Origin of the sequence: Pseudomonas indica NBRC 103045 (assembly GCF_002091635.1) — a bacterium.
Classification (GTDB): Bacteria; Pseudomonadota; Gammaproteobacteria; order Pseudomonadales; family Pseudomonadaceae; genus Pseudomonas_M; species Pseudomonas_M indica.
In genome coordinates, this window is record NZ_BDAC01000005.1 from 73297 (window position 1) to 94559 (window position 21263).

General features: G+C 63.4%; 15 protein-coding genes. 7 read left to right on the forward strand and 8 right to left on the reverse strand.

The annotated features are described in order from the left end of the window. Positions 1-18 precede the first annotated feature (18 nt). Genes PIN01S_RS08105 through PIN01S_RS26720 form a run of 3 tightly spaced genes read left to right on the forward strand, consistent with a single transcriptional unit; the run spans position 19 to position 2412 of the window. Positions 19-945: a beta propeller repeat protein gene (locus tag PIN01S_RS08105; protein WP_244505961.1), complete on the forward strand. Its 927-nt coding sequence runs from the start codon at positions 19-21 to the stop codon at positions 943-945. A gap of 49 nt (positions 946-994) precedes the next feature. Then, on the forward strand, positions 995-2242 hold the full coding sequence (locus tag PIN01S_RS08110; protein ID WP_084335124.1) for a TIGR02270 family protein: 1248 nt from the start codon (positions 995-997) through the stop codon (positions 2240-2242). Beyond that, entirely contained in the window at positions 2242-2412 is a 171-nt protein-coding gene (locus PIN01S_RS26720) for a hypothetical protein (protein WP_169715800.1), read from the forward strand. The genes PIN01S_RS08110 and PIN01S_RS26720 overlap by 1 nt, the downstream gene beginning before the upstream one ends. 430 nt (positions 2413-2842) lie before the next feature. Here the strand turns inward: PIN01S_RS26720 and PIN01S_RS08115 are convergent, their stop codons facing one another. Further along, positions 2843-3316, reverse strand: coding sequence for a hypothetical protein (locus PIN01S_RS08115; RefSeq protein ID WP_084335126.1), 474 nt, complete (start codon positions 3314-3316; stop codon positions 2843-2845). A gap of 380 nt (positions 3317-3696) precedes the next feature. Between PIN01S_RS08115 and PIN01S_RS08120 the strand changes: the two genes are divergently transcribed. After that, entirely contained in the window at positions 3697-5871 is a 2175-nt protein-coding gene (locus PIN01S_RS08120; protein WP_084335128.1) for a M14 family zinc carboxypeptidase, read from the forward strand. 339 nt (positions 5872-6210) lie between these two features. Here the strand turns inward: PIN01S_RS08120 and PIN01S_RS08125 are convergent, their stop codons facing one another. From PIN01S_RS08125 to PIN01S_RS08145, 5 genes are all read right to left on the reverse strand, one after another. Further along, the gene (locus PIN01S_RS08125; protein WP_084335130.1) at positions 6211-7542 is read right to left on the reverse strand and encodes an ATP-binding protein; all 1332 of its coding nucleotides are present in this window, start codon (positions 7540-7542) and stop codon (positions 6211-6213) included. Continuing rightward, entirely contained in the window at positions 7539-9752 is a 2214-nt protein-coding gene (locus tag PIN01S_RS08130; protein ID WP_212633061.1) for an ATP-binding protein, read from the reverse strand. Before PIN01S_RS08130 ends, PIN01S_RS08125 begins: the two co-directional genes overlap by 4 nt. A gap of 390 nt (positions 9753-10142) precedes the next feature. Beyond that, complete coding sequence (locus PIN01S_RS08135; RefSeq protein ID WP_084335134.1) at positions 10143-11105, reverse strand: XdhC family protein; 963 nt, start codon at positions 11103-11105, stop codon at positions 10143-10145. Continuing rightward, positions 11105-13423 (reverse strand): xanthine dehydrogenase family protein molybdopterin-binding subunit, encoded by a 2319-nt coding sequence (locus PIN01S_RS08140; protein WP_084335136.1) that lies wholly within the window; start codon positions 13421-13423, stop codon positions 11105-11107. The genes PIN01S_RS08135 and PIN01S_RS08140 overlap by 1 nt, the downstream gene beginning before the upstream one ends. Further along, positions 13420-13887 carry a (2Fe-2S)-binding protein gene (locus tag PIN01S_RS08145; RefSeq protein ID WP_084335138.1) on the reverse strand — a complete coding sequence of 156 codons (468 nt, stop codon included), beginning with the start codon at positions 13885-13887 and terminating at the stop codon, positions 13420-13422. The genes PIN01S_RS08140 and PIN01S_RS08145 overlap by 4 nt, the downstream gene beginning before the upstream one ends. A 121-nt stretch (positions 13888-14008) precedes the next feature. Between PIN01S_RS08145 and PIN01S_RS08150 the strand changes: the two genes are divergently transcribed. Together PIN01S_RS08150 and ftsH are read left to right on the forward strand one after the other, a co-directional pair. Next, the gene (locus PIN01S_RS08150) at positions 14009-14899 is read left to right on the forward strand and encodes a LysR family transcriptional regulator (RefSeq protein ID WP_084335140.1); all 891 of its coding nucleotides are present in this window, start codon (positions 14009-14011) and stop codon (positions 14897-14899) included. A gap of 85 nt (positions 14900-14984) precedes the next feature. Next, entirely contained in the window at positions 14985-16820 is a 1836-nt protein-coding gene (ftsH, locus tag PIN01S_RS08155; RefSeq protein ID WP_084335142.1) for an ATP-dependent zinc metalloprotease FtsH, read from the forward strand. 68 nt (positions 16821-16888) lie between these two features. Here the strand turns inward: ftsH and PIN01S_RS08160 are convergent, their stop codons facing one another. After that, positions 16889-17368 (reverse strand): MgtC/SapB family protein, encoded by a 480-nt coding sequence (locus PIN01S_RS08160; protein ID WP_084335143.1) that lies wholly within the window; start codon positions 17366-17368, stop codon positions 16889-16891. A gap of 151 nt (positions 17369-17519) precedes the next feature. On the opposite strand from PIN01S_RS08160, the gene PIN01S_RS26725 reads away from it, so the two are divergent. Next, a complete protein-coding gene (locus PIN01S_RS26725; protein WP_169715801.1) occupies positions 17520-17744 on the forward strand; it encodes a DUF3203 family protein in 225 nt (74 codons plus the stop codon). Between the two features lie 296 nt (positions 17745-18040). Here PIN01S_RS26725 and PIN01S_RS08170 read toward each other — a convergent pair whose 3' ends face one another. Continuing rightward, positions 18041-21100 carry a hypothetical protein gene (locus tag PIN01S_RS08170; RefSeq protein ID WP_139198552.1) on the reverse strand — a complete coding sequence of 1020 codons (3060 nt, stop codon included), beginning with the start codon at positions 21098-21100 and terminating at the stop codon, positions 18041-18043. Positions 21101-21263: the final 163 nt, after the last annotated feature.

Here is a 21263-nt window from a genome sequence, read left to right on the forward strand (position 1 = left end):
CACATTCAGGAGACCAACATGGACACTCGAGACCCGCGGTTCAGCGGATTCAGTATTGGCACCGGAACCGTGCGCTATTCCGACCTCGGTTACCTCGTCACCACCAACGATGCCGCCATCAGCGAAGGTCATACGGGCTCGCTACTGTTCACGCTGGATCGGGGAACCTGGGGCGCCGGTACCGTTGAATGGCTGGCCTGCTCGGGCACCGTTTGCCATGTGCCGGTCGAACGCTATCTGGTGCTCGGAACGGACGGTTCGGTACGCGCGAGCGGCGGCGGTGCGGTGAAGGAAGAAGCCCCGATCGGGAGTTGCGGTGTCGATCCCCGCAAGCGCGGCCCGCTTCGGGAAATCCGCGGTATCGCCAAGGGCCGTGCTTATGCAGTGGGCACTTGTCGACAAGCCTATGTACGAGACGGTGAAGGACAATGGAAGTGCATCGACCAATCCGCGCAGGTCGGTGATGTGCCTATTACCGACACCAGTTTCGAATCCATCGACGGGTTCGACGAGCAGGAGATCTACACCGTGGGTTGGGAGGGAGAAATCTGGCAGTACGACGGCGCCCGCTTCACTCAGCGAACCAGCCCGACCAACCTGGCGCTGTACAAGGTTCGGTGCGCAGACGACGGTTATGTCTATGCCTGCGGACAGCTGGGCACTCTCTTGCGGGGGCGCAATGACCAATGGGAGATCATCGAGCATGACAGCACCCGGGAAGACCTCTGGGGCATGGAATTCTTCAATGATCATCTCTACGTCGCGTCGACCCACTTCGTCTATCGCCTGGAAAACGGAAAGTTGAAGCCCGTCGATTTCGGCGATGACCTCCCCGAGACCTGTTACCACCTGAGCGCGGCCGACGGAATCATGTGGTCGATTGGGGCTAAGGACCTTATGGAATTCGATGGAAGCGCATGGAAGCGAATACTGCGTATCGATTGATGAAGATCGTACCCGACCCACTACCGTTAGCTCTCGCAGGAAGCGCCTCATGGCAGCGATCGTGACAATGGTCGAGCAGCACGCCGAAGAAGCCGGCTTCCTCGCCGTCCTGCGTGACTACGCCCTACGCGCGCCACATTACGACCTGGACGACCTCGACAAACTCGACGACCGCCTCGACGCCCATCTCGACGGCCTGCGCATCGCTGGCTCCAGCGGCCTGGAAACCTTACTGGCCCAGCTCGGCCCGCATGCCATCGGCGAGATGTTCGCCAGTGTGGTGCTGGCCTTCGAGTCGGGTAATGCAGAGGTCTTGGCACGGCTCAGCGAGCATTTGCGCAGTGCCGGGGAAACGGAGCGCGGCTATCTGATGGCCTTGGGTTGGCTTGACTGGGATCGGGTATCGCCCTGGATCGAGCGCATGCTCGCCTCTCCCGAACCAGTGTTTCGCCGTCTCGGCCTCGCTGCCTGCGGCATGCACCGACACGATCCCGGCCTGGCGTTGCTCGCGGGGTTGTCTCATGCCGACTCCGGCGTGCTGGCCCGTTCGGCTCGAACGGCCGGGGAGCTGCGGCGGCGTGACCTGATGGCTGCCATTCGCGCGCACCGCCTGCATGCCGACGAAAACGTGCGCTTCTGGGCCAATTGGGCGACGGCACAGATGGGTGACGAGGAAGCGCTGGGGCCGCTCCGACATTTCGCCGAGCGACCGGGTGAGCACCAAGGCCGCGCCCTCAACGTGTTGCTCAGCTGGCAGAAGCGCGAGGCATCCATGGCCTGGCTGCGCAGTCTCGCACCGAATGCCGAGCAACGCCGATTGGTGATCCAGGGTACCGGCCTGATCGGCGATCCGGTGAGCGTTCCCTGGCTGATCCAGCAGATGGGCGACCTGCCCCATGCGCGGGTGGCTGGCGAGGCATTCAGCCTGATCACCGGGGCCGATCTGGCCTTGCTGGACTTGGAGTTGGTCGATACCCCCGACTACGACGCCGGCCCCACGGACGATCCGCACGATCCCAACGTGGCCATGGACCCGGACCAGGACCTGCCCTGGCCCGACCCGCAGTTGGTGCAGGCCTGGTGGCAGGCGAACCAAGGCAGTTTCCAGACGGGAACGCCCTACCTGCTCGGCTCGCCGCTGAGCGAGCACCAATGCCTGCACGTACTGCACAAGGGCCAGCAGCGCCAACGCATTGCAGCGGCCTGCGCGTTGGCGCGGTTTCGGCCGACCGAAGCGCTCTTTCCCACCAGCGCCCCGGCGAGACGGCAACAACGACTGCTGGCGGGGATGAGTTGATGTTCGAGCCGAAGAACCTGTTCCCCCTGATCGCCCTATGCTTTGCCCTTGCGGCGGCGTGGCGATTGCTGCGATCAGGGGGAGACAGGCCTGATCCCGCGGCCCGGACTTGGCTGCTGATGGCGGTGATCTTCGGAGCCGTATCGCTGGTGTTGCGTTATTTTCTTTGAGCTGGAACCGAACGCCCTTACCCTCGCCGAGCGAGTAAACATCCACGTTCGTAGAACGTGGACTTGCTTTAGCCCCCTAGAAGGGGGCGAGGCCAGCCCACGGAGCAGCCTGATAAATCGTAGCCCGGATGCACAATCCGGGAGTGGAGCTTGAGCTTCACTAACCCTCGGCTATCGATTCCAACCGATACCGTGCAAGACGCTAGCATTTCGAGCCTGCACAATTCCGACCAGCCTCGTCGATCTCATCCACCAGAGGAATCGTCACAGGCAGAGCCGATGACTCATGACCACGTCCTAAGGACGTGGTTTCCCAAGTTCAAATGAATTCGCCCCTACGCCAAAGCGCTGACCTTCATACGCGAATTCATTCGTGATGACCGACAGACCCGCTTCGCGGATAAATCACTGTTCCCCGCCTGCACCGCGGTCACTCACCGGCATACAACCATCCACCGGCCAAAACCCGACCATCCTTCACCGCGAACACCAGTTGGTCGTGTGCCCCTCGCCAGTGATAGAGCCATAGGTCGCCCTCGGGCTGGCCCTGCCACTGCGTCTGTTCGAGGGGGTAGCCGTAGTCCGGGTCCGCAGGTTGCAGAATTCGGTCCGGCTCTCCCAGCAAGGCGCTCATGCGGGTTGCGTCGTATCCTCCCGCCAGAATCCGCTTCAGCAGCTCCTGCATCGTCCGGTGTTTCTGCCCTTGCCATTGGTCCAGGTCGCGGTTCCAGCTGCCGCCAGAGAAATGGCCCTGGCGGGCACGCAAGGTACGGAAGTCTTCGCCCAGGGTCTGGTCGGATGCACTGGCTTCGGGTGTCGACGCCCGCTCGGCGCCGGCTTGCGCACAGCCCACCAGGAACGTCAGCGCAAGCACGCCGCAGAGGAGATGCCAGTGTCTGGCCATGATTATTCCCGACAAGTAAGGATGAACTTCCCAACGTTAACCCATTACCAGGCAAGTGCCAGCTTCAATTTTCGAAAGTTATATCCTCAACCGATTCATCATCGATAAGTAACCAACAATTGACATGGTATCAATTTAATACTGGCAATATGCCAAGTTTGACAGGTTGATCAGGTACTCCTAAGTTCAGATTTCTCTTTCTGCTGCGGATGAACAACAACCAACAATAAACAGACGTAGTGGGTTGTTAAGACCAGGTTGTAAGCAGATCGGGGCTTTTCATTTGCTGTGCAAACCCGGCGTGCCTCACGAGGGCGCAGCCATGCGAGGGCCTGCAGACGGGCCGTCGCCAGGAATAACCTCAGCTACAAGGAATCGAAATGAAAGCCACAACGACCGCTCTCCCCTTGATGGCTCTTTTGGCCATGTCGATCGCCAGTGCAAACCTCCAGGCGCAGCCTGACAAGGCACGGGAACATGCACTCTTGCTGGAACAGGAAAAAGCCGTCACGAATATCTATAAAGTGCACTTCCCCAACCAGAAAATCGCCCGCAAAGCTGCAATTAGCTTCCACGAACAGTTGCTCGAGTCGCATTACGAAGATGGCTATCTGGTCATGCAACTCGAGCCCGAGGAAATGAAGAAGCTGGAAGTCTTCGGCTTCACCTTCTCGCCGGCCACGGAGTTCATGCAGAAGCGCAACGAGGTCCTCGACCAGCTCCAGCAGCGTGCCCAACTGGCGGCAGCCGGCGACGCCACCATCGCCGCCAAGCCGGGCATCACCGGCATTCCCGGCTACAGCTGCTACGAAACCGTCGAAGAGACCTTCGCTGCCGCCGAAGCCATGGCGGCGGAGCACCCGGATCTGGCGGAGTGGATCGACGTCGGCGACTCCTGGGAGAAGAGCCAGGGCCTGGGCGGCTACGACATCAAGGTGCTCAAGCTGACCAACAAGGCCACCGGCGGCGACAAGCCGAAGCTGTTCGCCAACAGCGCGATCCATGCCCGCGAATACACCACCGCGCCGCTGAACCTCGCCTTCGCACGCTGGCTGATCGACGGTTACGGCAAGAACGCCGACGCCACCTGGATTCTCGACCACCACGAAGTGCACCTGATGCTGCACACCAACCCGGACGGCCGCAAGAAAGCCGAATCGGGCCTCTCCTGGCGCAAGAACACCAACCAGAACTATTGCGGTGCCACCAGCAACACCCGCGGCGCGGACCTCAACCGGAACTTCACATTCGGTTGGAACAGCACCAACGGCGAAGGCTCCAGCGGCGACGAATGCAACCTAACCTACCGCGGCCCCAGTGCCGGTTCCGAGCCGGAAATCCAGGCCATCGAAAACTATGTGCGCAGCATCTGGCCGGACCGCCGTGGCCCGAACCGGGGCGATGCGGCCCCTGCCGACACCAGCGGCATCCACCTCGACATCCACAGCTACAGCCGCCTGGTGCTGTGGCCCTGGGGCGACACCACCGAGCCGGCGCCCAATGCCACCGCGCTGCAGACCCTTGGGCGCAAGTTCGCCTTCTTCAACGGCTACAGCCCCGAACAGTCGGTCGGCCTCTACCCCACCGACGGCACCAGCGACGGCGTGAGCTACGGCGAGCTGGGCGTGGCGGCCTATACCTTCGAGCTGGGCACGCAGTTCTTCCAAAGCTGCTCAACCTACGAAAAGACCATCAAGCCGGATAACCTGCCGGCGCTGATCTACGCCGCCAAAGTGGTGCGCACGCCCTACCTGACCCCCGCCGGGCCCGACGTGACCACCGTCGCGGTGAGCGCCGAAGGGCCAGTGGCGGCCGGCGAGACCGTCACCTTGACCGCCCAGGTCACCGACAGCCGCTTCAACAACAGCAACGGCACCGAACCGACCCAGAACATCGCCGCCGCCGAGTACTACATCGACAAGGCACCCTGGGAAGACGGCGCCATGCCGGTAGCCATGGCCGCGCAGGACGGCAGCTTCGACGCCAAGACCGAGACGGTCGATGCCAGCATCGATACCACCGGAATGACCGAAGGCAAGCACCTCGTCTATGTGCGTAGCCGCGATGCCGACGGCAACTGGGGTGCGGTTTCCGCCGTGTTCCTCGAAGTCGGCGCCGGTGGCGGGCCCGTCGAATACTGCGCGGCAGGCAGCAGCAACGCCGACAGCGAGTGGATCGCCAATGTCAGCGTCGGCGGCCTGAGCAACAGTTCGGGCGCAAGCCGCTACTCCGACTTCACCAGCCAGACCGCCGCCCTGCAACGCGGCACCAACGCCCTGCGCCTGACGCCGCAATTCTCCGGTCGGGCCTACGGGGAGTACTGGAAGGTGTGGATCGACCTCAACCAGGACGGTGACTTCTCCGACCAGGGCGAGCAGGTGTTCAGCTCGGCGCGGGCGTCGTCGACGGTCGTCACCGGCAACCTGGTGGTGCCGGCCAACGCCACCAAGGGCAAGACCCGGATGCGCGTTGCCATGCGCTACAACAATGCCCCCGCGGCCTGCGGAACCTTCAACTACGGCGAGGTGGAGGACTACAGCGTCACTATCCAGTGATGCGGACAGCCGTGGCGAGCGCTCCTCGCCACGGCTCGGCGTGGATGCCATACCGTCCGTAGCCCAGATAAGCCTTGGCGCAATCCAGGACCACGCTTCCCGGATTGCGCTGCGCTTATCCGGGCTACGGAACACCACGTGTAGGGGCGAATTCATTCGTCCATCTTGACTGCGTTGGGCGAATAAATTCGCCCCTACCCAGAGTTCGGACTTTGCTTTTGTAGGAGCGAGCTCTGCTCGCGATTGCCCGCACAAAAGCTTCGCCAGCAGAGCTGGCGCCTACGAAAAGCGCATGGCGAAGCGTCTTCGCGAATGAATTCGCCCCCACCGGCGTGCGCTCTACGACTCCGTTTCCGGATGCACCGGCAGATGCACAGTGAAGCAGGTGCCTTTGCCCGGCTCACTTTCCACCTCGATTCGCCCGCCGTGCTTCTTCACGATGCTGTAGGACAGCGACAGGCCCAGACCCGTGCCGCTGCCGATGGGTTTGGTGGTGAAGAAGGGTTCGAAGATGCGGTTCATGTTCTCGGGCGAGATGCCGGCGCCGTTGTCGCGGATGGAGACCCACACCCAACCGTCGGAAGCGCCGGTGCGGATGGTGATGATGCCTTCGCCCTCGATGGCGTGGGCGGCGTTGACCAGCAGGTTCATGAACACCTGGTTGAGCTGCGAGGCCAGGCAGGTGACCTTGGGCAGGTCGCCATATTCCTTGACCACCCGCGCCTTGTACTTGATCTCGTTGTTGGCGATGTTGAGTGTGCTGTCGAGGCCGTGGTGCAGGTCGGCTTCGAGCCAGTCGGACTCGCCCACGTGGGAGAAGTCCTTGAGCGCCTGGACGATATCCTTGACCCGTTTCAGCCCCTCCTTGGATTCCGCCATCAGGGCAACGATGTCGCTCTTGAGAAACTCGATATCGGCGTCCTGCTTCATCCGTGCGAGGTCATGCAGCACGCCCTGCCCCTCCGGTACCTGTGCAACCACGTCGTCATAGCGGTCGATCAGGTCCAGCAGCGTCTGGATGTAGTCCTGCAACGCGCCCATGTTGGAGCTGACGAAGCCGACCGGGTTGTTGATCTCGTGGGCGATGCCGGCGGCCAGTTGGCCGATGGAGGCCATCTTCTCCGATTGCAGCAACTGGTCGTGGGCCTCCTGTAGCTTGCGGATCAGCGATTGCTGTTCTTCCCCCACCTTGCGCAGGGCCTCTTCCGCGCGCTGGCGGTCCTCGACTTCCTGTTGCAGACGCAGGTTCTGCGCCGTCAGTTGCTTGTGCAGGTTGCGCAGGCTCAAGTGGGTGGTGACGCGCACCAGCACCTCTTCCACCTGCAGCGGCTTGGTGACGTAATCCACTCCGCCGACGCCGAAGCCGGTCACCACGCTGCCGGTGTCGGTCAGCGCGGTCATGAAGATCACCGGTATCTCCCGCGTTTGCTCGGCGGCCTTGAGGCGGCGGCAGGTTTCGAACCCGTCGATGCCGGGCATCATCACGTCCAGCAGGACCAGATCGGGCCGTACGAACTCGGCGCGTTTCAAGCCTTCCTCGCCGTCCTGGGCGACCACCACGCGAAAGCCCTGGTCTTCCAGGTAATCCGCCAGAACGCCGACGTTCGCCGGCGTATCGTCGACGATGAGGATGGTATGTTCCTGAGGCTCGACCTCACTGAGCGTACTCATTGGCTACTCCGTTCCACACAGGCTTCGACCAGCTCGAGAATCGCCTTGGAGCGATATTCCTTCGCCAGTTGACGCAGTTTCTCGGCGAACGGTTTCAACGCGGCATCCACCTGTTCGATGTGATCGGCGTGGCGCCGGATATCACGCATGTTGCCCACCAGCGCCAGTTCGTACAGCACGTTCAGTTCGCTCTGCGGGGGCGCCACGAATGCCGCTGCGGCGGTTTCCTCCTCGGCCGTCTCGGGCGTGTCGTCATGGATCAGCTCCAAGCCCAGCAGTTCGCCGATCACATGCAGCAGGCGATTCTGCTGCACCGGCTTGGTCATGAATACGTTGGCTCCCGCAACCAGGCTTTGATTCTGGTCCTCCGGGGTGACGCTGGCGGAAATGGCGATGATCGGTACATGTTCAAGCCCGGCCAGCTCACGGATGTGCCGTGTCGCCTCCAGGCCGTTCATCACGGGCATCACGATATCCATGAGAATCGCATCGGGCCTGATCTCACGGGCACGGGCCACGCCCTCTTCGCCGTTTTCCGCCAGATGAATGTGGAAGCCCAGGGAGCCGAGCAGGTCCTTGAGCAGTTCACGGTTCGCCGCGATGTCGTCGACCACCAGAATGGTCTTCGGCTCGCCCCGGTAACCGATCACGCTCAGCTCCGTCTGCGGAGTCATCACCGCATCGTCACTCAGCGGCACGCTCAGCTCGAACCAGAAGGTGCTGCCCCTGCCGGCCGTACTGGAGACTTGGATGTCGCTGTCCATCAGGCGCACCAACTGGCGGCTGATGGACAGCCCCAGCCCGGTGCCGCCAAAACGGCGCTGCGACTCGCCGACCTGCTCGAAGGGCTGGAAGATGCTTTCCAACTGACTGTCATCCATGCCGATGCCGCTGTCCTGCACCTCGAAGCACAACCGGCATGTCGTTTCGTCCTGTTGCTTCACCTCCACGCGCAGGCTGACGTAGCCGCTGTCGGTGAATTTCACTGCATTACCCAGCAGGTTCAACAGGACCTGGCGCACGCGTTTTTCATCCAGCAGCACCACCGCCGGCAGGTTCGGCGCCAAGTGAAGGTTGAAACTCAGGCCCTTCTGCTCCGATTTAACCCGGATGATGTCGGCGATGCCCATAAGGAAGACGTTGAGGCTGACCGCGCTGGGGAAGAGTTCGAATTTACCCGCCTCGATCTTGGCCAGGTCCAGCAGGTCGGTGATCAGCATCAGCAGGTGTTCGCCGCTCTGCTGGATGGTTTGCAAGCCCACCGCCTGCCGCTCGGTCAGGGCTTTGTCGCGCTTGAGCAATTGGGCGTAGCCGAGGATGGCGTTCAGCGGCGTGCGCAGTTCGTGGGTCATGCTGGCGAGGAAGGTACTTTTTGCCTGGTTCGCCACCTCGGCCCGCTCCTTGGCGGCGAGCAGCTCTTCGGTGCGCTTCTGCACCAATTCTTCCAGGTGGGCCCGGTGGCTCTGCAGCTCCTGCTCGATCAGGGCACGCCGCTCGATGTCCTGTTGCAACGCCTGGTTCTTCGTTTCCAGTTCGCTGAACAGCGCCTGCAGCGCCTGGCGCGTGGATTCCAGGCTGACGCCGAGGCTGCCCAGTTCGTCGCGGCGCTGCCAGATGAAGGGCCGGGACAGGTCGCGACGTGCCAGGCGCTCCGACTCGTCCATCAAGCGCTTGATCGGCGCCAGCAAGCGTCGCTGGAGAAGGATGACGATCAGGATCAGGCTGAGCAGCAACTGCCCGGTCACCGTCCAGGCCAGGATGCGGCGGTCGATGCGGGTCTGGCTGTCGAGCATGCCGGTGTCCATCTCCAGGCTGACGTGACCGATGACCTTGTCGTCGTTGGTCACATCGCGGTCCAGGATGACCTGCCGACCGGTACGGCGCTCCGGATAGGCGCGACTGAGGAAGTCGATACCGTTCTCGTCACGGACGCTGATGGAGACGATGCGCGGGTCACCCAGCAGCGATTCGAATAGCGGTCGTCCGCCTTCGTCGTTGAGGTTCCACAGGGGTTCCTGCATGCCCAGGGCGAGGATTTCGGTGAGGCGCTGGTGCTCAGCGGTGAAGCTTTCGTTGAGGGCCTGTTCACGATAGCCCAGAGTGAGGAAGCTGCTGACCGTGGCCGGGATCGTCAGCCCGACGATGACGGAAAGCACGATCGAGGCGCGCAAGCCCAGATGCATCGCCCGGCCGGTTTCCTTTGACGCCATCCGCTCCCCCTGTTGCCGATCCACCGCCTGCTGCCGATTCCGGCGCCCCCGAAGGGAGAGGATAGCCCGCGGAGTGGTTTTCCGTGAGGTGAGTGTGAATCTGGCCCTGCTGGCGAATGGCTTTGTGCGACGCGTTCGCGGGCAGAGTTCGAATCTACATCGGGGGCTGGGGTTGGTGGATCACGATGAGTCCGTTGTGGCCTGAAACTCCGCCCCCTCACCCGACGCCGGGCGCCCCCGGCCCTCTCCCCAAAGGGGCGAGGGAGGTATGTGCGGGTGTTCAGCTTTATCGAACAACGATGCTTCGGTGGCTTTGTAGGGGCGAATTCATTCGCCCGACGGGGTTTCGGCGAATGAGTTCGCCTTTCGCCCACGCAACCGCTGAGAACACTACAAAAACGCATCCCCCGCGCCATTCTTCAGTGCAACGATTTCCGCCAGCAGCGACAACGCGATTTCCGCCGGGGTATGGCTGCCGATGGGCAGGCCGACCGGGCCGTGCAGGCGTGCGATTTCACTCTCGGCGAGGCCGAGCGATGCCAGGCGTTCGCGGCGGTTGCGGTTATTCACCCGCGAACCCAGTGCCCCGACGTAGAAGGCGCGCGACGTCAGCGCGGTGAGTAGCGCCATGTCGTCGAGGCGTGGGTCATGGGTGAGCGCAACGATGGCGGTGCGCTCGTCCGGCTCGATGGCCAGCACGGCATCGTCCGGCATGCCGGCGACGAAGCGGGCGCGCAGGTCCTCCCAGCCATGGGCGAACTCTTCGCGCGGATCGCAGACCAGCACGTCGAAGTCGAGCATCCGCGCCATTTCGCAGACGTAGCGCGACAGTTGCCCCGCGCCGATCAGCAATAACCGCCAACGCGGCCCGTAGATCGCCCGCAGGGTTTCGCCGTCGAAGCTCAGCGCCTCGTCGCGGTCCGCCGGACGCAGGCGGGTCGTGCCACTGGCCAGATGCAGCTCGCGGACGACCACCTCATGCCCTTCGCAGCGTTCCAGCAGATCGGCGACCCAGGCGGGATCGTCTACCTCCTCCTCGGTCAGGCGCAGGGTGCCGCCGCACGGCAGGCCGAAGCGGGCGGCCTCCTCGCGAGTCACGCCGTAGGTGAGCAGCTCGGCACCCACCTTGCCCGGCGGCAGGCGGCCGTCATGCAGACGGGCGACCAGATCGTCCTCGATGCAGCCGCCCGACACCGAGCCCACCAACCGGCCATCGCCACACATGGCCAGCATCGCACCCGGAGGCCGGGGCGCACTGCCCCAGGTCTCCACCACGGTGTAGAGCAGCACGCGCCGGCCATCGCGCCGCCAGGCCAGGATGCTGCGCAGAACCTCGAGGTCGGCACTGTCCATCAGGCGCTCCGCCAGTCTTTCAACTGCGCACGGATCGGCAGGTCGCGGATGCGCTTGCCGGTGGCGTTGAAGATAGCGTTGCACAGCGCCGGCGCAATCGGCGGCACGCCCGGCTCGCCGACGCCGCCAAGCGGCACCTCACCGGCCGGGCGCACCAGGTGCACGGCGATGTCCTTTGGCGCCAGGGGCATGCGCGCTACTTCGAACATGTGCAGGTTGTCCTGCTGGACCCGGCCATTGGCGAAGCTGATCTCGCCGAGCGCCGCATTGCCGATGCCCATCACACAGGCACCCTCCATCTGCGAACGAATGCGCTCGGGGTTGATCTGCGGGCCGCAGTCCACGGCGATGGTGGCGCGGTGGACCAGCAGTGCGCCGTCGTCCTTCACCTCCACGTCTAGCACGGCGGCCACGTAGGTGACGAAGCTGTAGTGCACTGCCAGGCCGAGCCCGCGCCCCTTCTCCTGCTTCTTGCCCCAGCCGGCTTCCTGGGTGGCCTTTTCGATCACGCCGCGCAGGCGAGCGGTGTCGATGGGGTACAGCTCGGGCGACTCGCCATGGTTCCACTCGTCGCCGAGGCTGCGCGGGTCGATCTTGCGGTCCGGGCCGAGCAGTTGCAGCAGGTACGCCTTGTGATCCACGCCGGCGCTGGCCGCCAGCTCGGCGATGAAGCTCTGGATGGCGAAGGCATGAGGGATGTTGGAGACCGAACGGAACCAGCCGACCCGGGTATGGGCAGCGGCCTCGGGGTTTTCCAGGCGCAGATTGGGAATGGCGAACGGCAGGTTGAGAACGCCCATGCCCAGCTCGATGGGCGACTCGTGCTTGGGATCGGGGCCGAACAAGGCCGAGATGCTCGGCGCCACACTGCGGTGCAGCCAGGCTTCGGGACGCCCCTCCTTGCCCAATGCGGCACGCAGGTACTCCACCGACACGGTGTGGAAATAGGAGCAATGCAGGTCGTCCTCACGGGTCCACTGCACCCGCAGATGGGTTCCGGGGAATTCCTTGGCCAGCAGCGCCGCCTCGATTACGAAGTCCGGCTTGGATTTGCGGCCGAAGCCGCCGCCGAGCAGGGTCACGTTGACGGTGACCTTGTCGAAGGGAATGCCCAATCGGTCGGCGAGTCGTTCGCGGGTGACCTGCGGCGCCTGGGTCGGCGCCCAGACCTCGCAGGTCCCGTCGTTGACGATTGCCGTAGCCACCGGCGGCTCCATGGGCGCCTGGGCCAGGTGCGGGATATAGTATTCGGCCTCCAGCACCTGGCTGGCCTGGTCGAAAACCGCCTGGACGTTACCGAGGTCGCGCACCACCTTGCCCGGCGCATGGGCGGCCTTGCTCAGGCTGTCGCGGTAGGCGCGCGACTCATAGGCGGCGTTGGGACCGTCGTTCCACTCGACCTTCAGCGCCTCGCGGCCCTTGATCGCCGCCCAGGTATTGCGCGCCACCACCGCCACGCCGCCCAGGGGCTGGTACTCGGAGGGCAGCGGCGAGCCGGCGATTTCGATCACCTTGACCACACCGGGGACCTTCAAGGTGGCGCTGTCGTCGTAGCGCACCACCTTGCCGCCGTAGACCGGCGGCCGTGCGACCACAGCGTAGAGCATCCCCTCGAAGCGCGGGTCCAGCCCGTAGACAGCGCGGCCGTTGACGATGTCGGCGCCGTCGATGGCGCGTGTCGATTCCTTGCCGATGAAGCGGAACTGCTCCGGAGACTTGAGTTTCAGGCTGTCGCGTGGCGGGACGTCCAGTTGCGATGCCGCCTCGGCCAGCTCGCCGAAGCCCAGGCTGCGCCCGCTCGGCTGGTGGACGACGCGGTGTTCGCGCGCCTGGCATTCCCCAACCGGGATCTGCCAGCGATTGGCGGCCGCCTGTTCCAGCATGGCCCGCGCCGCCGCCCCGCAGCGGCGCATCGGTTCGTACCAGTGGCGCATGCTGCGCGAGCCGTCGGTGTCCTGGTTACCGAAACGCTGTTCGTCGCCCGGCGCCTGGATCACGCGCATGAACGCCCAGTCGGCCTCCAGCTCATCGGCCACCACCATGGCCAGGCTGGTACGCACACCCTGCCCCATTTCCGAACGGCTGCAAACGAAGGTCACTACGCCATCGGCGGCAATGCTGAGGAATACCTTGGGATCGTCGCGCCAGCCGTTGGGCATGCCATCGGCGCCGTAGCTTTTCTTTTCTTCGGCGAAGGCATCGCGCCAGCCCCAGTTGGCTGCGATCACCAGTGCGCCGGCAGTCACCCCCAAGCCTTTGAGAAAACCGCGACGGCTGAGGTTGGCGACAGCGAAATCATCCATGGGCAGCGTGCTCATGCCTTGGCCTCCAGTTTGCCGGCGGCGCTATGGATCGCCGACTTGATGCGGTTGTAGGTCCCGCAGCGGCAGATGTTGCCGGCCATGGCCGCTTCGATCTGCGCGTCGTCCGGGTTGCGGTTGCCTTTCAGCAGCGCGGTGGCGGACATGATCTGCCCGCCCTGGCAGTAGCCGCATTGCGCCACGCCGACGTCCAGCCAGGCCTGCTGGACCGCCTGGCCGACCGGGTCGCCATGGAGTGCGTCGATGGTGGTCACCGCCTTGCCGACCGCCTGCCCCACCGGGGTGATGCAGGAGCGCATGGCCTGGCCGTCGATATGAATGGTGCAGGCGCCGCAGAGGCCCATGCCACAGCCGAATTTGGTGCCGCTGTAACCCACCACGTCACGAATGGCCCACAGCAGGGGCATATCGTCCGGGACATCGAGTTCGTGATCCTTGCCGTTCAGGTTCAGGGTAATCATGGTCGCACGCTCGTTCTGGTTATCGGACCGCTTGGCTCAAGCGAATCGCTGGCATTATTCGCCGCCGCGTCCGGGAACATAACCCTATAATCCAACACGTCTCGTTGAATTTGGCTCAACAATGAAGTTCACCCGCGCGGACGTTTCCGACCTCACCACCTTCTCCACCATCGCCCGCCACCGCAGCTTCCGCCGCGCGGCGCTGGAGCTCGGCGTCTCCACATCGGCGCTGAGCCACAGCATCCGTGCTCTGGAGGAACGCCTGGGGGTGCGCCTGCTCAACCGCACCACCCGCAGCGTGGTGCCGACGGAGATCGGCGAACGCCTGCTGAGCCGCCTGGAGCCCGCCTTTCGCGACATCGCCGAGGCCCTGGAGGAGGTGAACGAGGCCCGCGACGAACCGGCCGGCACCTTGCGCCTGAACGTGCCCCGGCTCGCCGCCCAGTTCCTGCTGGCACCGCGGATGTCCGAATTCCTGCGGCGCTACCCGCTGATCAAGCTGGAAATCATCGCCGAGGACCGCCTGATCGACGTGGTGGAAGGCGGCTACGACGCAGGTATCCGCTTCGGCGACAGCCTGCCGAAGGACATGGTGGCCATCCCGGTCAGCCCCGAGCAGCGCTTCCTGGTGGTGGGTTCGCCCGAGTACTTCGCCGACCATCCCCGTCCGCTACACCCGCAGGACCTGCGCCAGCATGCCTGCATCCGCTGGCGACTCTCCCTCGGCGGCAACTATCGCTGGGAATTCGCCAAGGACGGCCAGGCGCTGGAAATGGAACTGGACGGCCCGCTGGTGATCAACGATACCCAGCTCAACAGCCAGGCCGCGCTGGAAGGAATCGGCCTCGCCTATTGCATGGAAACCGAAGTCGCGGAGCACCTGGCCACGGGCCGCCTGATCGCCGTGCTGGAAGACTGGTGCCCGACGATTCCCGGTTTCTTCCTCTACTACCCCAGCCGCCGCCAGGTGCCGGCCGGTCTGCGTGCCCTGATCGAGCTGCTGCGCGCCTGAACGTCCCGCTCGTTTGACGGGAGTCAAGATTCCCCGTTCCCGCTTGCCTTACAACTCAGTGAGGCCAAGCGAACGGGAGCGCGAGATGAACAAGCAGCATCAATGGAACGTTGGCTACTTCCTGATCGCCTTCGCGGTGCTCCTGATGTTCCAGGAATGGTGGGCATCGCGTAACGCCGTCGAGGCCCTGCCCTACAGCGAATTCGTGCGCCTGCTGAAGCAGGACAAGCTCACCGAGCTGGTGGTCGAGCAGCGGCAGATCAGCGGCAAGCTCAAGGAGCCGGTCAACGGCCGCAGCTACTTCATCACCGAGCGGGTCGAGCCCGACCTGGCGGACGAACTGGCGGCAACCGGCGTGACCTTCCGCGGCAAGGCGGAAAACACCGTGCTCGCCAGCATCCTCGGCTGGGTGCTGCCGTTCATCCTGATCGTCGCGCTGTGGAGCTTCTTCTTCCGCGGTATCGCCGAGAAGCAAGGCTTCGGCGGGTTGGTCAACGTCGGCAAGTCCAAGGCCAAGGTGTTCGTCCAGCGCGATACCGGTGTGACCTTCGCCGATGTCGCCGGCATCGACGAGGCCAAGGCCGAGCTTGAGGAAGTGGTGTCCTTCCTCAAGGACCAACCCCGCTACAGCCGCCTCGGCGCGCGGATTCCCAAGGGCATCCTGCTGGTCGGCCCGCCCGGCACCGGCAAGACGCTGGTGGCCAAGGCCGTCGCCGGAGAGGCCGGCGTGCCGTTCTTTTCCATCTCCGGTTCGGAGTTCGTCGAGATGTTCGTCGGGGTCGGTGCCGCGCGGGTCCGTGATCTGTTCGAGCAGGCGCGCAAGGCGGCGCCCTGCATCATCTTCATCGATGAGCTGGACGCCCTCGGCAAGATGCGTGGCGTCGGTGCCTTTGGCGGCAACGACGAGAAAGAGCAGACCCTCAACCAGTTGCTCGCCGAGCTGGACGGGTTCGACCCACGCGAAGGCGTGGTGCTGCTGGCCGCCACCAACCGCCCGGAAATCCTCGACCCCGCCCTGCTCCGCGCCGGCCGCTTCGACCGCCAGATCGTGGTCGACCGACCGGACCACAAGGGCCGGGCGGCGATCCTCCAGGTACACATGAAACGCATCAGCGCCAGCCAGGACGTGGATGTCGATCGGATTGCCGGAATCACCATTGGCTTCACCGGTGCCGATCTCGCCAACCTGGTCAACGAAGCGGCGATCACCGCGACCCGCCGAGGCGCGGAGACGGTCGGCATGGCCGATTTCACGGCGGCGGTGGAACGCCTGGTCGCCGGTGCCGAGCGCAAGGGCCGCCTGTTGCAGCCCCACGAACGCGAGGTGGTGGCGCATCACGAAATGGGCCATGCCTTGGCGGCGGCATTGCTGCCCGGCATGGACCCGGTGCACAAGGTTTCGATCATCCCGCGCTCCATCGGAGCCCTGGGCTACACCCTGCAACGGCCCACCGAGGACCGCTTCCTGATCACCCTGCAGGAGCTGAAGAGCCGCATGGTGGTACTGCTCGCCGGCCGCGCCGCCGAAGAACTGGTATTCGCCGAGGTTTCCACCGGCGCCGCCGACGATCTGGCCAAGGTCACCGATATCGCCCGGCAGATCGTCACCCGCTTCGGCATGAGCGAGCTGCTCGGCCAAGCGGTGCTGGAGCGGCAGAGCGCCAGCTACCTCGGCGATCACATGATCGGTGTACGCGAGAAGGACTTTTCCGAGCAGACCGCGCGGGAGATCGATCTGGCCGTCAAAGGGCTGATCGACGAAGCCTATGCACAGGCCAAGGAATTGCTCGCCACCCACCGGGACGATCTGGAACGCGGCGCCCGCCTGCTCCTGGAGAAAGAAACCCTGACTCCGGACGACTTTCCACCGTTGCGCCCGGCGATAAGCAACGTGAAGTTGGCGGCGATCCGGCAGGCTTAGAAAAACGGACGCGGAGCGTCCAAGGCTGCATTCCCACGCAGAGCGTGGGAACGATCCGCTCCTGTCGGTCAATCCTTGCCGCTCTGCTCCACCCTGCTCAGGAACACCAGGACGACCAGGGCCAGCAGCGTGGCGAGGATCGCCGAGGTTTCCCGCCCCAGCCCCACGGCCACGCCGATGGCGGCGGTCAGCCAGATGTTGGCGGCGGTGGTCAGCCCTTTCACGTGTTCTTCGTCGCTGCCCTTGAGAATGCTGCCGGCGCCGAGAAAGCCGATGCCGGCGATGACGCCCTGGATCACCCGGCTCAGGTCCGCCGCCGAAGTGCCGGCCTGCTGCGGCACCATCACGAACAGCGTGGCCCCCACGGCGACCAGCATGTGGGTCCGCAGCCCTGCCGCCTTGCCCTTCTGCTCGCGTTCCCAGCCGAGCAGGCCACCCAGCAGCGCAGCCAGCAGCATGCGCACGCTGAAGCGCGTGAGTTGAGCCACATCGGTCAAATCGGAAAATTCTTCCACCAGCGTCGCCGCGACCGTCTGCCACCAGCTCATGGAGCCTCCGCTTGCCCACCACCTCACTCAAGGATGGACCGACAGCCAAGCCCGGAGTTGCCGGTACCGAGGTTTTTCCCGTTCGGCCTCAACCGATCCGCCCGAGCATGGTCAGACAAGAGAGAACCCGCAGAACACGGAGGACACCGCCATGGCGGTCGAAATCGACATCGACAACGCTTCCTGTCGTTTCAGCGTGGAAGGCATCGAATACCACAAGCCGCTCTCCGAGGTGCGCATCACTACCGATTCGCAGGCACGCATGTCGGTATTGGAAAGCGGCGCGGCCCGCCTGCTGATTTCCGAGGACGAAGCCCAGCGCCTGGTAGCGGCCGGCGCGGCGGACGAGCGCCGGAATTTGATCGAGGATGAGTGAGGGCCGCCTCGCGGTTCTACTCGCGATTGGCCGCATGGAAGCTTCGCCAGCAGAGCTGGCTCCTACGGAAAGCAGGCGATGGGTAGGAGGATTCATCCGCGAAAAAACGACGTTTCCGATTCGCGAATACATTCGCCCCACAAAGCGGTTCGGGCTCTACCCGTGGGGGCGAATTTATTCGCCCGGCGAAGGCTGGGCTGGGCGAATGTATTCACCCCTACCAGGAAGCAGAGCTGGCTCCTGCGAAGAGCGGGGCTGGCGTGGCACTCAACCTGTGGGGGTGGAAATCAGCCGGCTCAGCTCGACCAGAACCGGCTCCGCCGTTCATTGCTTTGTAATTCCGTCAGTGCCAGCCGCTGCTTCAGCAATTGCTCACGCAAATCGGTGTGCTGTCGTGCATTCATCGTTTCGGGACGATCAGACTGCTCTCCCTGCCTGGCCGAATGCAGGCTTTCGGCCACTGGCGGCGCCCGGCGATCCAACTGTTGCTCGAAGCGATCCAGACACGCGGAGGCCTTGCAGAACTGGGCATCGTCCAGCATGGACTGAATCAGGTGCAGGCGGGTCTGGTTGTCCTGGCTGACAAACAACGCCTCCACGGCCTGCTCCTGCACGGCACGGGGGGCCGCGGCAAAAGTCTCATCCGGCACGAACCGCAGATAATCCCCTATTCGCGCCATACCAGACAGGCGCTGGCAACTTTCCGCCAGGCTTTTCAGCCCGCGCACCTGTTGTTCGACATCGTCGCTCCGCATGTCCCCCATACAGAGAAAGGCATGCGTATCCAGAATCATCGCCCTGCCGGAACGAGAGACACCGGGCATGCCCGAGTGAATCAACTGCCCCAGCATCACATCCAGCAGATCGCGGTCGGGGCCGCCTTGCCACATGGCGGGCTCGGTCATACCGATGATCAAGCCCCCCAGATGCATCGCCACCGAAGCGATGCGACTCATGGTCATGCCGCTGTCGGGCCGGGGTTGCCGATGCAACGCCACCGGGTCATCGGCCTGAAGGCGCTTGTCATCCAGGGGTTGCAGCTCGGCTTGACCAACGGCGTTCAGTTTCTGCGCCATGGACATGGGCACATGGGAAGAAATTCCGCTGTTACGCATCCCTTCGTTAAGCAGTTGCTGAACGTGGTTAAAAGCGTGCGCGCAGCTCCATTGGGCATCGGGCCGCAGCATGCGGCTGGGCATATAGAAATGTTCGGTCAGTTCGGCTCGGCTTTCCTGGCCGAAGGCAAAGCGAAGATAGCCTTGCCCCTCTCCATCGGGAACGTTCGCAAGAGTCGTCGTGGCAAAGCCGAAACTGTCGCGTCCGCGCAACACATGACTATTAAGGTGATCCGTGTGGTCAGTCTGGAAGGTCTGCCTTCCCTGAGCCAGATTCAGGGAGAACTGTGCATACTCCTCCCCGATCTGGATGGCCGCGAAGGGCAATTGCGCAGACTGCAGGTCGAACCGGATATGACCCTGCTGCCCATGAAAGAACTGCTGCGCCACGAAATTACCATTGTCGGTGGCCCGTTCCAGTAGCTCGAATTCATGGGTACGCCCCTTCAGCATATGGGTCATCAGCTGCATTTCGTCGTTTTCGATCCAGTTCAGGTCCTGCTCCACCCGGGAAAGATGCTCACGGCCTTTGCGGGCAGCCCCATCGTCGGCGGAAATCAAGGCGATACCACCGGCCATGACCTTGCCACTGCACAGGTTGGGGTATTTCTGGTAGCTCTTGCAGGCAATGATGCGCAACCTGTTGGCGGCGATGTCCTTGGTGAAATGTCCCACCAGGCGCTCCATGTCGCCGCGCCTTTCCAGGGTCGCATCGAGAATCAACACCAGAGGCTTCTCGCTTTTCCTGACCTGTCCCAGATGCTGCGTCGCCGCTTTCAATGTTCCTTGCAGGCCCTGCTTGGTTTTTTTCCTGGACAGGCGGCTGTCGACCGCCTCGATAACCGCTTCCACATTCCAACTGGGCTGGCCGGGTTTATCCGGCAAGGAATGGCCGAGGGCGGCATACAGGGCGTCAGCCGATTTGGTGCCACTTTGACGCTGCTGCCGTAGATTGTTCACTTCGTAATACACCGGTGTCTTGCCATGATGGCGGGTGCTGGCTTCTTCGACACGGGCACTGCCCGTCATCAACTCGGCCAGCTCGAACCCCAGGGACAATGCCCCCATGCCGGAGCTGACCAGATGCACTTCCGGAGTTGGCACCGAGGGTGGTAGACGCCAGGCGGCCGCCAAGGGAGCAGCCGCCTGGCGGAAGTCCTTCAACCCATAGGGATGTACCGCACTCAGGCAGACGTTCATCTCTTCCATGAGCGCCTGATAGCCATTGCTGAAAGCCATGCTGTCATGGCTCAGGCTCGGCAGGCTGTCGGCAATCGCACGCAAGGCACGTAACCCATTCGCCAGCAGCGGATTATGCTGGTGCCGCTCCATGATCGGTCCATCCAGTATGTCCACCAGCTGATCCAGAAGCGTGGCAGCGGTGTGCCCTAGTCCGACCATGCCCTCGCTGTTCGGGATGGCATGCAGACGGTCGCTAATGGATTGTTCCGCTGGACGGCGAAAGGCAGCCAACAGGACACGGTTATCGACGGCGGGGTCCGATGGCACGGAGTCAGGCGATGAGCCACGTTCCGTCATGACGCGATATACCGATGGCCGGGCACCGTAGGTATGAATCAGCGGCTCAGCCTTTTCCGCCAGATGTGACGCCAGTTCCAGGGCGTATACGCCGGGACGCAATTCCAGCAGATGCTGCTGCAGGTAATTCCGGGAATCCACGCCGGGTAATTGATCGCGCAGATGATGCAGAATCATTTCGGCACTGTGGCGACTGTTGACGAAAACCGCGTTGCGCCTCGAGTCGGGATACCGCTCTTGATAAAGCTCCTTGCACTTATCGAGAAAATCAGTCGACGGCATATCCCGCAGATAGTCACTATCGATTCCATGCTCGAATTTCAGTTCATGAATGAAACTGTTTGCCGGAACCCCCGGTTTGGCAAAGGTCAATCCAAACTGGGCAGCGATATCGGCCCCTCCGGGAATAGCGGCCAGCTCCTCCCGCCGCCTATTGGCATAGCTCTCCGACTTCGAACAGTCCTGATTGACGGTACGGCCGTAACGCCACTGGCGATGAAGCTCCTGTTGAAGTGTCTGCTGTAGCCCCGTCAGACGGTTTTCCAGCACATGCTTACGCGCAGTCAATGCCAGATCGTCCTGGCTGCGCGGCGTTGAAGATGACGCATGCGGGCGGTGGGTATCGTGCTGAATGGGGAAATGAAAGGACGAAGATCTGATCCCGGGATTGTTCATGCCGTTATTCGCCATCAAGAGGGGCATGTCCTGGGTGGCTCTCGACAGCCGAGGGTTCCGTCATGAGCTACTGGAAGCCCGCTGCAGAGGCGAATGAATTCGCCCCTGCAAGAGTTCGACATTGCCTTTGTAGGAGCGAGCTCTGCTCGCGAATTGGGCCACGCAGAAGCCTCGCCAGCAGAGCTGGCTC